Source organism: Streptomyces sp. NPDC051173 (genome assembly GCF_040689515.1).
Classification (GTDB): domain Bacteria; phylum Actinomycetota; class Actinomycetes; order Streptomycetales; family Streptomycetaceae; genus Streptomyces.
Genome location: NZ_JBFBBD010000123.1, coordinates 1 through 13,416, shown reverse-complemented (window position 1 = coordinate 13,416; position 13,416 = coordinate 1). Strand labels below are relative to the sequence as shown.

The following is a 13,416-nucleotide window of genomic DNA, read 5'->3' as shown; positions in this document are numbered from 1 at the left end:
GGTCCGCACCATCCAGCCCGTCCGGCGTTTGAGGACAGCGCGCGAAGCGTGCTTCGGGGGCCTGGGGGCTCGCCCCCAGTTCGGGAAGGGGCGGGGTGGGGGAAAAGCCCGCCGCAGGCGCCAACCGACCCGCAGCCGGGGGCCTGGGGCACGCGCCCCAGTTCGGGGAGGGGCGGGGCTGGGGAACAAACCCCGCCTACCCCTCCGCGCTCACATTCAACTGCCGCAGCAGCCGCGCCAGTTCCGCGATCTCCCGCGGGTCCCAGTCCGCGAGCTTGCGCACATGGTGGGCCCGGCGCGCGTCGCGGACGCGCGTGAAGCGGGCGCGGCCCTCGTCCGTGATGCGGACCAGGGACGCGCGGCCGTCGGCGGGGTCCGGGGTGCGGGTGACGAGGCCGAGGTCGCCGAGGGCGCGCAGCTGCCGGCTCATGGTCGCCTTGCCGACGCCGAAGTACGCGGCGAGATCCGTCGCGCGCTGCTCCCCCGCGTCCTCCAGCCGGACGAGGAGGCCGTAGGCGGCCGCCTCCAGTTCGGGGTGGACGGCGCGGGCCATCTCGCCGGAGGAGGCGCGGGCGCGGCGGAGGAAGACGGCCAGTTCGCGTTCCAGCGCGAGGTAAGCCTGGTCCACACCACTGCTGTCCTCGGGGCGCGGGGGAGTCGTCTGGTGCACGTCGAGGCCCTCTCCGGCTTTCCGGCTGCTGAAAATTTCCGTGGGCCGCGGCACATCGCCGCAGCTCCGTAAGTATTTCGCAGGTTCGGACCGACGACAGCACCGCGTCCCCGCGGGCCCGACGCGTCCGTGCTCGATATTTTGGGTATGACATGGTCACACCAACACAGTCGTACTCACGGCACTCCCCCCACACAGCTCACCGGAGTCCGCCATGCCCGTGCTCAGACCCGCTCCACCGCGCCGGGAGCCCCCCACGGCTCCCGGCGTCCGCACCGCTCTGTCCTCTCTGTTCTCCCTGCTCATCGCCCTGCTGGCGCTGATCGTCGCCCTGCCCGGCACCGCGCTCGCCGCCTCCCCCACGACGGGCGGCAAGCGGCCCGCCCACCCCGAGCGGGACTGGCTCGGCTCCACCGTCCGCCGCCACGAACCGCAGACGGGCCGTACACCTCCCCCCTCGCTCACCGCCTCCGTCGAGGGCGTCGACGTCAGCAGCCACAACGGGAACGTCCCCTGGTCCACGCTCTGGAACAGCGGCAACCGCTTCGCCTATGTGAAAGCCACCGAGGGCACGAGCTACACCAACCCGTATTTCGCCCAGCAGTACAACGGCTCCTACGACGCCGGAATGATCCGCGGCTCCTACCATTTCGCCCTGCCCGACAACTCCGGCGGAGCCGCCCAGGCCACCTACTTCGCGACGCACGGCGGCGGCTGGTCCGGTGACGGCAAGACGCTGCCGGGGGTGCTCGACATCGAGTACAACCCCTACGGCTCGGTCTGCTACGGCATGAGCGCGGGCGCGCTGCGGAACTGGATCGCGGACTTCCTCCGTACGTACCGCGCGCGCACCGGCCGCGACGCGATGATCTACACCGCGACGGGCTGGTGGAAGCAGTGCACCGGCGACTACGGCGGTTTCGGCTCCGTCAACCCCCTGTGGGTCCCGCGCTACGGCTCCTCCGTCGGCGAGCTCCCGGCGGGCTGGGGGTTCCACACCGTCTGGCAGTACACCGACACCGGACCGACCGTCGGTGACCACAACCGCTTCAACGGCTCCTACAGCCGCCTCCAGGCGCTGGCCGACGGCTGACCGCGCCACCATCCGCCCGCACAGAGCGCCGGGCCCCCGCACATCGGCGGCGGGGGCCCGGCTCTTCGTCCCGGTTCGTCGTCCCGGCTCGGGCGTCAGCCGCAGGAGCCCGCCGGACGGGTGCGGGTGACCAGGTCGGTGTAGCCGGTGGTGCCGTCGAGCCACACCACCTGCTTGCCGCCCACCGCCGCGGCCGACGACTGCTCACCGCGGTTGCAGGAGACCCGCGCCCGCGCCGGGTCGGTCGAGCCGTCCGCCGCGAACTGGTAGAGCTTCGGCAGCGCCTCGTTGCCGGTGGTGGTCTCCGGCGGCAGCGAGGTCACCGTCACGGCACTCTCCGACGCCGTGAGGTCGAGGGGGAAGAGCGCCTGCGGACCCTTCTCCGTGCTGAGGTCGGTCACGCCCGTGCCGTCGAGGTTCGCCCGCCGCACCGACGAGCCGCCCTTGCCCTGGGCGTCGAACTCGTGCGCCAGCCAGAAGACGTGCGTGCCGTTGATGCCGGTCTGGCCGATCGCCGAGGGCTTGCGGTTGGCGCCCGTCTGCGTCACCTTGCCCGTCCTCGGGTCCAGCACCTCGGTGACGGATTGGAAGTCGTCGCCCTGCGAGGTGATCCTCGCGTAGGCGATCCGGCCGCCGCCGACCGACGGCATGGCCGTCTCGGTGTCGTCGCGCCGGCCGTCCACCCAGGTCGGGGCCTTGTCGCCGGGCCGCAGATAACCGACGTGGCGGGCACCGAAACCGCTCTGCTCCTCCAGGACCACGACGTCGCCCTCGACGCGCACCGCGTTGATCCCGGCGCTGGAGTAGAGCTTCTTGACCGGCCCGCCCGCGAGGGGGCGGGAGAGCACGTCCACGCCGTCCTTGCCGACGGCGACCCACACCACGGTCCTGCCGTCCGTGGCCGGATAGGCGTGGTAGCGCCCGTCGTTGGGGCTCATCAGCTTCGGGGAGCCCGAGCCGTCCGCGCGGCCCGCCCAGACGGAGTACGCCTCGGAGCCGTCGTCGTTGGACCGCGACGCGGCCCACCAGCCGCCGCCCGCGCCCACGCCGGTGCCCGCGGTGTTCAGCCTGCCGGACAGCAGGTCGGTGTCGACGCCGAGGGCCTGCTCCCAGTTGGGGACGATGCCGCGGGCGTTGAAGGAGCGCGTGACGGTGTTCAGGTCCTTGGCGGACACGCCGAGCGCCTTCGCGGCGGCGATCACCGCCTCACGGCCCTCGGTGAAGCCGTCGAGCGGGGTCATGTACTCCGTGAGCGCCTTGTAGACGATCCTGTCGGCGAGCGTGCGGCCCACGTCCCTGCGGATGTTCCACAGCGCGCCGGAGAAGATGGTGGAGTTCATGTGCACGCCGCCGTTGTCGGTGGAGAAGCCCACACCGACGAAGTTCTTGGACGTCGTCCTCCCGTCGTTGAGGTCACGGAAGGCGCACTGGCGCGGGGTCTTCGTACGGCACAGGTCGCCGCCCAGCAGGCCCGCGTCCGGGTCGTCCATGGACATGCCGGCGGCGTCCACGGCGATGGAGTTGCCGAAGTAGTCGGCGAGCGCCTCGTTGAGGGCGCCGGACTGGCCCGCGTAGACGAGGTCGGCGGAGTTCTCGACGACGCCGTGCGTCATCTCGTGGCCGACCACGTCGAGATCGGCGGAGAGCGTCTTGTACTCCTCGTCGCCACCGCCGTACACCATCTTGGTGCCGTCCCAGAAGGCGTTGACGTACGCGCCGCCGAACCGGGTCACGCCGACGAGGGAGTTGATGGCCATGCCACGGCCGTCCAGGCTGTTCCGGCCGTGGACCTTCTTGTAGTAGTCGTAGACCTTGCCCGCCGCCCAGTGGGCGTCGACGGCACCGGACTCGGTGGCGTCCTTCCCGAAGTTCGGGCCGGGCGAGCCGAACTCCTTGATGCCGGCCGGCCAGTTGCCGGACGCCTCGCTGACGTCCTTGCCGCGCGCGTCCCAGGTGGAGATCAGGTTCTTGGTGGAGTCCCACATCCGGGAGTAGTCACGCATGACGTACTCGTTGCGGGCGGTGTCCTTGAAGAGCCCGAGCTCGACGGTGGTGCCGTCGTACTTCACGCCGGAGCCCGCGACGCCGGGGCTCACACCGTCCGCGGGCTTCGCGGGGCTCTCCGCCGCCGCGGCGGCGGACTTCGCGGAGGCCGTGGCGGCGGACCTGGCGGTGCCCTCGTCGCCGAAGGTCTTGATGCCGCTGTACTGGAGCACCGGGAAGCCGGCCTTGGCGTCGACGTAGACCTCGCGCAGCACGGGCCGGCCGTCGGCCGGGTCGGTGCCGCGCACGGTGACGTGATGGGTGAGGACGCCGGGGCCCTTGGGCACGACCACCAGGCCGCGCGCGGTGCCGGTCAGGGACCGCGCCGCCTTGGCCCCGGTGCCGAGCCAGGTGCCGTCGAGTTCACGCAGGGTGGCCTCGACGGCCCTGCGCACCGCGAGCTCCTCGCTCACCTCGGCCTTGGTGTCGGCCTTCAGACCGGTGAAGTACTTCCCGGAGGTGCCGGTGACGACGCGCTTGCCGTCCTTCTTCTCCATCCTCACGACGTACTGGCCGCCGAGGACGTCCACGCCGCCGTACTTCTGCTGGAGCCGGACGATCTCCTCCCGGCCCGAGGTCGCGGTCCGCACGGGCCGCAGATCGCGCCCCGGGGCGGCGATGTGATAGCGGCTCTGCTTGTCCGCGAGGTGCTCGCGCGCGGCGTCGGCCGCGCTGCCGCTCGCCCGTACGCCTTCCCTGATGCCGTCGACCAGGGAAGGGGTGGAGGTTCCCTTCCCCGGAATCACCTCACCGGGAGCCTTCCCGGCCACGGCGACGGCCTGCCCGGGCACGGCGGTCACGACAAGGGCGGCAACGCCCATCAGCGCCGCCGCCCCTGCTATGCCGCTCTTCGCGGCCGGTCTTCCTGAACGTGCTCTGGATTTACGCAAGGTGGATCCCCCTCGTACCTTCCGGAACATGTGCGGTCGTGGCACATGCAACCGGTGGGACGAGGGCTGAACAACGATGCGTAAGGCCCGGGGGACGGCTTTCGGCCGTGCGGCGACGCGGTCAGTCGCGGGGGAACTCGTCGGTGGCGAGGGCCAGGCCGACGACGGTGCCGGTGAGGTCGATGGGGTCGCCGAACTTGATGGCAGGGCCGGTGCGGTAGGTGCCGTCCTTGGGATCCGTGAAGAGCACGCACTCGCCGATGTACGGGTCCACGATGAGGTACACCGGTACACCGGCCAGAGCGAAGGTATCCTTCTTCGGCCCGTAATCGTTCCGCGCGGTGTTCTTGGAAATCACCTCGGCGACGAACTCGATGTCCTCGTAATGCCAACGCGCCTCGTCGTCCTGTGTCGCCCCTTCCTTGAACGCCACGACGTCACAGCAGAAGCCGTTCAAGTGGCCGGGAAAGTCGATCCGTACATCCGACGCCGTGCGACTCCTCGGGTACTTGACCCGCAGTTGCTCGACAATACCGAGAATGATCTCCCAGTGGTTCTGTCGTTGCGGCGACATGTAGACGGCCCCCTCGACGATCTCTACTTTGTAGCCCTCGGGGACGGGCATCCGCTCGAGCCTGTCGAACAGCATGTCCAGGCTGAGCTCGTCGCTGTCGGCCATCTCGATCCTGTCGGTCAGCGTGGCAGTCACTGTGCGCTCCTCCCCGCCACCCGCGGGATACGGGCAGCCGGGTAGTACAACGATACGCACGGGAAACGGACACGCGACCGATCCCGTACCACGTCACCCCATCTTCGCCGCCGCGCTGCGGATCGCCTCGCGGATGCGGAAGTACGTGCCGCAGCGGCAGACGTTGGCTATCTCGTCGAGGTCGGCGTCCGTGGGGTTCTTCGTGCGCTTCAGGAGGGCGACCGCCGCCATGATCTGGCCGGGCTGGCAGTAGCCGCACTGGGCGACGTCCTGCTCCAGCCACGCCTCCTGGACCGGGTGCAGCTTCTCGCCGTCGGCCAGGCCCTCGATGGTGGTGACCTCGCGGCCCTCGACGGTGGAGACGGGGACGACGCAGGGGCGTACGGCCTCGCCGTCCAGGTGGCTGGTGCACGCCTTGCAGACGTCTATCCCGCAGCCGTACTTGGGCCCGCGCACCCCGAGGTGGTCGCGCAGCGCCCACAGCAGGGGCAGGTCGTCCGGGGCGTCCACGGCGACGGCCTGGCCGTTGACGGTGAAACGGTGGGTGGGCATGGAGGGCTCCTGTGAGGGCTCAGCGGGGGAAGGGGGTGAAGTCCACGTCGAAGTTGACCGGAAAGCGCCGAGGGCGCGTGCCCGTGGCACGGGCGTACGCGTTGGCGATCGCCCCCACCGCCGCCGGGACGCCCAACTCCCCCGCCCCGCCGGGCTCGCCGGTGGGCGGCATCACGAACACCCGCACGTCCGGCGGCACGTCCCGCTGCCGCGCGTAGTGGAACTGCGAGTAGCTGCCTTCCAGCGGCAGCCCCTTGTCGAGGTGCAGCCCGGCCCGCAGCGTGGTCGAGATCGCGTCCGTCAGCCCGCCCAGCAACTGCGCCTCCAGACCCCGCGGATTGACCGCCCGCCCGACGTCGGCCACGATCACCGCCTTGACGACCCGGGGGTGCCGGGGGTCGGTCGCGTCGATCTCGACGAGGCACGCCGTGCGGGACTTGTACTCCTCGTGGAAACCGATCCCCTGCGCGTGCCCGGCCGGTATCGGCCGCCCCCAGTCGCCCTCGCTCGCCGCCTTGTCGAGGACGGCCCGCTGGGCGGCGCTCTTGAGGAACGCACGGCGGAAGGCGACCGGGTCCCGGCCGAGCCGCGCCGCGAGCTCGTCGACGACGATCTCCTCGGCGCCGCGGGTGTTCGCCGAGTACACCGACCGCCAGGACGCGGTGGGCATCCGCAGCGGCACCTCGGTCAGGTGCTGGGTGGTGAGGCCGAAGCGGTAGGGCGACTTCACCGTCGTATGGAAGAGCGTCTGCGCGAACGTCTCGTTGCCGATGCTCCCGGGCAGCTTCGCCGCGGCGGCGGTGAGCGCCTCGCCGAGGCCGTGCCGGAAGTCGGTCTCCACGGCGGCCACCCGGTGCTCGAAGGTCAGCACCTTGCCGAGCGCGTACGTGGCGCGGAGCCGGTGGTGGGTGGCCGGCCGCATCCTGCCGTGCCGCATGTCGTCGACGCGGGACCACATGAGCCGTACGGGCCGCCCCGCCGCCTTCGACACCTGGGCGGCCTCCAGCGCCGCGTCGAAGAACAGCCGCCGCCCGAACGAGCCGCCCGCCTGCACCACGTGCACGGTGACCTTGTCCACGGGCAGCCCGAGTTCCTTGGCGATGGTCTGCTGCGCGACGATCGGCGCCTTCAGCCCGGACCAGACCGTGGCCCGGTCCGGCCGTACGTCCGCGACCGCTGAGTTCGTCTCCATCGGCGCGTGGCTGACGAACGCGAAGTCGAACTCCGCGTCCAGGTGCTCGGTCAGCGGCGGCAGTTCGACCAGCGGCGCGGCCGCGTCCCGGAGCCTGGCGCGGACGTCGTCGTCGGAGAGGCCGTCGACTGTGCCGGGTCCCCAGGTCACGTCGAGCGCGTTCTTGGCGTTCAGCGCCTGCCCGAACGTCTCGGCGACGACCGCTACGCCCGTGGGGATCACGACGGTGCCGAGCACCCCGGGCATCGCCCGCACGGCGGCCTCGTTCCGTACGGCCCTCACCGTGCCGCCCACGGTCGGCGGGCGGCGCACCATGCAGGGCTTGGCGCCGGGTATGTCCAGGTCCAGGGTGTACCGCTGCCGGCCGGTGACCATGGCGCGGGCGTCGATGCGGGAGGCCGGGGTGCCGACCAGTGTGTGCGCGGACTCCGGCTTGGGCGCGGCGGTAAGCGCCCCGAGATCGCGCGCGGCGGCCGCGGCCGCGAGCGTGGCGTACGACGCGCTGCGGCCGTCCGGGGCGTGGACGGCACCGTCCCGGGTGGCGAGGGCCCCCGCCGCCAGGCCCCATCGTTGGGCGGCGGCCTTCACGAGCCGCGCTCGGGCGGCGGCCGCGGTGTGCCGGACCGGGTCGTAGAGGGAGCGGATGGAGTTGGAGCTCCCGGTGAACTGACTGAACATCAGCTCTGGGCGGGCGTCCTCCAGTTCGACCCGCACCTGCCCGAGCGGCATGTCCAGCTCCTCGGCGACCAGCATCGCGACGGCCGTCGTCAGGCCCTGCCCGACTTCCTCCCTGGGCAGGCGGAAGGTGGCGGTGCCGTCCTCGCCGACGGTCAGCACGAGCATGTGCGCGGTGGGGGTGCCGACGAGGTTCAGGATGTCGCCGAGGTCGACGATGTCGGCGACGGCTGCTTGCTGGGGGTGCGGGGCGGTGGTGGCGAGGGTGAGGGTGGGGGCGGCTATGAGGTAGGTGAGGAAGCGGCGTCTGCTGGGGGGTTGGGGGGCTGCTTCCTTCATGGGGCTCCGATCTTGGGGTGGGGGCGGGTTGATCATTACTGGTGGGTAGGCGGGATTCAAGGGTGGGTTTTTTGGGGGGCGATTTTTCCCTTGCGGTTCGTTGTGCCGGGGGTGGGGTGGCCTCAATCGCCAGCCGGGCTGGGTTGGTGGCTGGACCGGGGGTGTGGCCTCCGGGCTGAGGACCTGGAACGCGGTGCGTGGCGCCGCCCTACGCATTGCGTACCGTGACAACGCACCGCGTTCCAGAACCCCACCCTCCGGCCCCACCCCCTCCGCCGGTGGGTGACATGAAGGCCGGTGGGGGGCGCCATTCTCTTTAGCCCGTCCGGCGTTTGAGGACGCGCCCGCAGGGCGCCCGCCGCCGCAGGCGGCAACGGACCGATGGCCGGGGGCCTGGGGCACGAGCCCCAGTTTCGGGAAGGGGCGGGGTAGGGGAACAAGCGCCGCAGGCGCCGACGGACCCGCAGACGGGGGCTGGGGCGCGCGCCCCCACGCGGCGGAGCCGCAGATCAGATGCAGCCGGGAAGGGGCGGGGTAGGGGAAGAAGCCCGCCGCAGGCGCCAACCGACCCGCAGCCGGGCTGAGGCACACGCCCCAACCGCCCCGCAGGCACAAAGAACCCGCACCCCGAGGGGGCTGGGGCGGAGCCCCACGCGGCGGAGCCACACAGCAAGGCGCAGTCGGGAAAGGGCGGGCGGGTGGGGGGAAAGGTCGCGCCGAGCGACCCGTACCGGACCGCAATAGAAGCCAAAGATCAAGCCAGCAAAATGCTCGTCACCTGCCCCGGCAAGAAGTCCAGAGGATCATCCGCCGCCCCCACCACCCTCCCGTCCTGGAAACGACCAGGCGTACACCCGACCATCACCCGGAACGTACGCGAGAAGTGCGTCTGGTCGTGAAAGCCCGCCCCCGTCGCAGCCAGAGCCCAAGGCATACCCGCCCGCTTCAGACGGAGCGCCGCCTGGAGGCGCAGCACCTGCGCGGCCCCCTTCGGCGTGGGCCCGAGCTGTTCGCGGAAGCGGCGTTCCAGGTGGCGGCGGCTCCAGCCCGTACCGGCGGCCAGGTCGTCGATGCGGATCCGGCCGTCCGTACGCCGCAACTCACCCCACGCCCAGGCCACTTCCGGGTGACATCGCGGTCCGCTGCGCAGCCGGGCGGCCAGGGCGTGGTCGAGCAGGGCGAAGCGGGCGGGCCAGTCGGGGCATTCGGCGAGCCGTTCGGTGAGCTGTCCGAGGCCGTGGCCCAGGAGGTCGCCGGGGTCGGGCGTGAGGTGGGCCCACTCGGCCATGGGGACGGCGAAGAGCCTGTAGGCCGCCGGAGGTGAGAGCAGAACGGTGACGCCGTGCAGCAGCCCGCGGTGCACGCCGATGGTCGCGGTGGTGCGCAGGCCGTTGACGAGGGAGGTGGCCGTGGTCACCGTGCGCGGTTCGACCGCGTCGACCATGTCGAGGGGGCCGCCGAAGCCGAGCATCACCTTGACCACGCCGTCGGGCACCACCAGCCGGCGGCGCGGGCCGCGGGCCGCGAAGCGGAAGCCGCGGTAGCCCAGGACGGCTCCGCGCAGCTCCGCCGCCGGGTCGCTGCGGACCAACTGCCGGGAGGCGGTGCCGGTTTCCGACATGCGCCTCACCGTACGTCCGTACGGGCGGGAGCCAAGGCGGGTTTCCGGACGATCCGGGGCCGTCGGCCGGGCAGGTCGCATTCCTACTATCCAGGCGGCCTGCCGGCCGCCAGACTCGCACGCGGGCATGAACATGCCCTGATGTCACCGGCTCCGCCGCCCCTGCCGGGGTGGCGATGGGAAGGGAATCATCGTGACCACACTTCACACCGGCGGGATCTCCGGGTCGAGACGCCTGCTCGCCGTGCCCGCGTGCATGGCGCTGGCGCTCGTCGCGGGGCTCGGGGCGACGCACGCCACCGCGGCCGCTTCCGGCCGTTACGCGGCGCAGGCCGAGCACGCGGGGCTGACGGGCGCGCAGTCCGTCGCGCTCCAGAAGGACGTGGACCGCTATGTCGCCCAGACGGGCGGCAAGCAGGTCTCGGCCAACAGGATCGACGTACCGGGCGGCTTCGTGCTCGTGGCCGTACCGGGCGAGAAGTACGCCCGCGACCTGCGCACCACGACGCGTCCGAAGAGCGCGGCCGACTGCGACTACCTCAACTTCTGCGGCTGGCCTCAGGCCAACTACGAGGGCACGGTGTGGGAGCACTCCAGCTGCAACTTCTACTGGGAGATCCCGAACGGCTGGAACAGCGGCGGCTCGTGGTGGAACAACCAGTCGAGCGGCACCGTGGCCAGGATGTACAACAAGAGCAAACACCTCGTCTTCCAGACGAAGCCGGCTCAGGTGAACGGCGGGTCGTACGACGCGCACGGCAACTGGCACCCGGTCTGGTACGTGAAGGTCTGCTGACCCGGTAGGCGGGGAGCGACGGGAGAGGCCCCTGTCACGGGGGCAGGAGCCTCTCCTCATGGTGCCGGCCGCCGCTACGCCGCCATCACCACCTGCGCGGACGCAGGCTGGAGGGCGAGTTCCAGGACCTGGCGGACGTCCGCGACCGGGTGGATGTCGAGCGCGGCGAGGATCTCCGCCGGCACGTCGTCCAGGTCGGGCTCGTTCCGCTTGGGGATGACGACCGTGGTCACCCCGGCCCGGTGCGCCGCGAGCAGCTTCTGCTTCACGCCGCCGACGGGCAGTACGCGGCCGGTCAGCGAGACCTCGCCGGTCATCGCCACGTCGGGGCGGACCTGGCGGCCGGACAGCAGCGAGGCGAGCGCCGTCGTCATCGTCACGCCCGCGCTCGGGCCGTCCTTGGGGACCGCGCCCGCGGGGACGTGCAGGTGGACGCCGCGCTCCTTGAAGTCGCCGACCGGGAGCTCCAGTTCGGCGCCGTGCGAGCGGAGGAAGGACAGCGCGATCTGCGCGGACTCCTTCATCACGTCGCCCAGCTGGCCGGTCAGGGTCAGGCCCGCACCGCCCGTCTCGGGGTCGGCCAGCGACGCCTCCACGAAGAGGACGTCGCCGCCCGCCCCGGTGACCGCGAGGCCGGTCGCCACTCCCGGCACGGCCGTGCGCCGCTCGGCCGGGTCCTGGGCGGATTCCGGCGTGTGGTGCGGACGGCCGATCAGGGCGCGCAGGTCGTCGGCGCCGAGGGTCACGGGCAGCTCGCGCCCGCCCAGTTCGTGCTGGGCGGCCACCTTGCGCAGCAGCCGGGCCAGGGCGCGCTCCAGGGTCCGTACGCCCGCCTCGCGGGTGTACTCGCCGGCCAGCTTGCGCAGCGCCTCGTCCTCCAGGGTCACCTCGTCGGCCGCCAGGCCGGCGCGCTCCAGCTGCCGGGGCAGCAGGTGGTCGCGGGCGATGACGACCTTCTCGTCCTCGGTGTAGCCGTCGAGGCGGACGAGCTCCATGCGGTCGAGGAGGGCCTCGGGGATGGAGTCCAGGACGTTGGCCGTGGCCAGGAAGACGACGTCCGAGAGGTCGAGTTCGACCTCCAGATAGTGGTCGCGGAAGGTGTGGTTCTGCGCCGGGTCCAGGACCTCCAGGAGGGCCGCGGCCGGGTCGCCGCGGAAGTCCGAGCCGACCTTGTCGATCTCGTCGAGGAGGACGACCGGGTTCATCGAGCCCGCCTCCTTGACCGCGCGGACGATACGGCCGGGGAGCGCGCCGACGTACGTGCGCCGGTGGCCGCGGATCTCCGCCTCGTCGCGCACGCCGCCGAGGGCGACCCGGACGAACTTGCGGCCCATGGCGCGGGCGACGCTCTCCCCCAGCGAGGTCTTCCCGACGCCGGGCGGACCGACGAGCGCGAGCACCGCGCCCCCGCGCCGCCCGCCGATCACGCCCAGCCCCCGGTCGGCGCGCCGCTTGCGCACCGCCAGGTATTCGGTGATCCGCTCCTTGACGTCCGCCAGGCCCGCGTGGTCCGCGTCGAGGACGGCCTTGGCGCCGGGGATGTCGTAGGCGTCCTCGGTGCGCTCGTTCCAGGGGAGCTCCAGGACGGTGTCGAGCCAGGTGCGGATCCAGCCGCCCTCGGGGCTCTGGTCGGAGGCCCGCTCCAGCTTCTCGACCTCCTTGAGCGCGGCCTCGCGGACCTTCTCCGGCAGGTCGGCGGCCTCGACGCGGGCGCGGTAGTCGTCCGGCTCGTTCTCGGGGTCGCCGTTGAGGTCGGCGAGCTCCTTGCGGACGGCCTCCAGCTGGCGGCGGAGCAGGAACTCGCGCTGCTGCTTGTCGACGCCTTCCTGCACGTCCTTGGCGATCGACTCGGCGACGTCCTGCTCGGCGAGGTGCTCGCTCAGCCAGGTGACGGCGAGCCGCAGCCGGGTCACCGGGTCGGCGGTCTCCAGCAGTTCGACGCGCTGGGCGACGGTGAGGAACGGGGAGTAACCGGAATTGTCGGCGAGCTGGGCCACGTCGTCGAGCTGCTGGACGCGGTCCACGACCTGCCAGGCGCCGCGCTTGCGGAGCCAGCTGGTGGCGAGCGCCTTGTACTCCTTCATCAGCTCGGCGACCGCGCCGGGCAGCGGGTCGGGCGTGATCTCCTCGATCCGCGTTCCCTCGACCCACAGCGCGGCGCCGGGCCCGGTGGTGCCCGCCCCGATCCGGACGCGCCCCAGCCCTCGGATGAGCGCCCCGGGGTCACCGTCGGACAGCCGCCCGACCTGCTCCACGCGGCCGAGGGTGCCGGTGCCGGCGTACGAACCCTCGACGCGCGGCACGAGCAGCACCTGCGGCTTGCCGTCCCCGGCGGCGGCCTGCGCGGCCTCGACGGCGGCCCGCACCTCACCGTCGGAGAGGTCGAGTGGCACGACCATACCGGGCAGCACGACCTCGTCGTCGAGGGGCAGGACGGGCAGGGTGAGCGGTGTGGACGTGAAAGCCATGATCTCCCCTTCGGCAGGCAAGTTGAGCTATGCCGACTCAATGCGTGGCGCTTCGCGGATGTTCCCAGGGGGTTGTTCGCTGTGAGCGATCGCGCCGCCGCTGGGGGGCCGTGGGGGGTGCGGGTCCGTTGCCGGGTGCGCCTGCGGCGGGCCTGTTCCCCAGCCCCGCCCCTTCCCGGCTGCGTCTGATGTGCGGCTCCGCCGCGTGGGGGCTCCGCCCGGGGCCCTTCGGGGTGCGGGTTCGTTGCGCCTGCGGCGGGCTTTGTTCCCCTACCCCGCCCCTTCCCGAAACTGGGGCGCTGCCCCAGACCCCGCAACACGCTTCGCGCGTTGTCCTCAAACTCCCCCAGCTACCGCTGGGAGGTGCC

Annotated in this window: 9 protein-coding genes; 2 read left to right on the top strand and 7 right to left on the bottom strand. The window is 72.0% G+C overall.

Annotation, left to right across the window (positions count from 1 at the left end; genetic code table 11):
* Positions 1–196: 196 nt before the first annotated feature.
* The gene (locus AB0435_RS33145) at positions 197–670 is read right to left on the bottom strand and encodes a MarR family transcriptional regulator (protein ID WP_366007671.1); all 474 of its coding nucleotides are present in this window, start codon (positions 668–670) and stop codon (positions 197–199) included.
* A 214-nt stretch (positions 671–884) separates the two neighbouring features.
* On the opposite strand from AB0435_RS33145, the gene AB0435_RS33140 reads away from it, so the two are divergent.
* A complete protein-coding gene (locus tag AB0435_RS33140; RefSeq protein WP_366428642.1) occupies positions 885–1,763 on the top strand; it encodes a lysozyme in 879 nt (292 codons plus the stop codon).
* Between the two features lie 95 nt (positions 1,764–1,858).
* Here AB0435_RS33140 and AB0435_RS33135 read toward each other — a convergent pair whose 3' ends face one another.
* From AB0435_RS33135 to AB0435_RS33115, 5 genes are all read right to left on the bottom strand, one after another.
* Positions 1,859–4,627, bottom strand: a complete 2,769-nt coding sequence (locus AB0435_RS33135; RefSeq protein WP_366428641.1) for a M4 family metallopeptidase — start codon at positions 4,625–4,627, stop codon at positions 1,859–1,861.
* Between the two features lie 190 nt (positions 4,628–4,817).
* Positions 4,818–5,375, bottom strand: a complete 558-nt coding sequence (locus AB0435_RS33130) for a Uma2 family endonuclease (protein ID WP_366007689.1) — start codon at positions 5,373–5,375, stop codon at positions 4,818–4,820.
* A 123-nt stretch (positions 5,376–5,498) separates the two neighbouring features.
* Positions 5,499–5,957 carry a (2Fe-2S)-binding protein gene (locus AB0435_RS33125; protein ID WP_366007674.1) on the bottom strand — a complete coding sequence of 153 codons (459 nt, stop codon included), beginning with the start codon at positions 5,955–5,957 and terminating at the stop codon, positions 5,499–5,501.
* Positions 5,958–5,976: 19 nt separating this feature from the next.
* Positions 5,977–8,163 (bottom strand): molybdopterin cofactor-binding domain-containing protein, encoded by a 2,187-nt coding sequence (locus tag AB0435_RS33120; protein WP_366428640.1) that lies wholly within the window; start codon positions 8,161–8,163, stop codon positions 5,977–5,979.
* A gap of 754 nt (positions 8,164–8,917) precedes the next feature.
* On the bottom strand, positions 8,918–9,784 hold the full coding sequence (locus AB0435_RS33115; protein ID WP_366428639.1) for a helix-turn-helix domain-containing protein: 867 nt from the start codon (positions 9,782–9,784) through the stop codon (positions 8,918–8,920).
* 193 nt (positions 9,785–9,977) lie between these two features.
* Between AB0435_RS33115 and AB0435_RS33110 the strand changes: the two genes are divergently transcribed.
* Positions 9,978–10,580, top strand: coding sequence for a peptidase inhibitor family I36 protein (locus AB0435_RS33110; protein ID WP_366007682.1), 603 nt, complete (start codon positions 9,978–9,980; stop codon positions 10,578–10,580).
* A gap of 74 nt (positions 10,581–10,654) precedes the next feature.
* On the opposite strand, the gene lon is transcribed toward AB0435_RS33110, so the two are convergent.
* Positions 10,655–13,048, bottom strand: a complete 2,394-nt coding sequence (gene lon, locus AB0435_RS33105; protein WP_366428638.1) for an endopeptidase La — start codon at positions 13,046–13,048, stop codon at positions 10,655–10,657.
* Positions 13,049–13,416 lie beyond the last annotated feature (368 nt).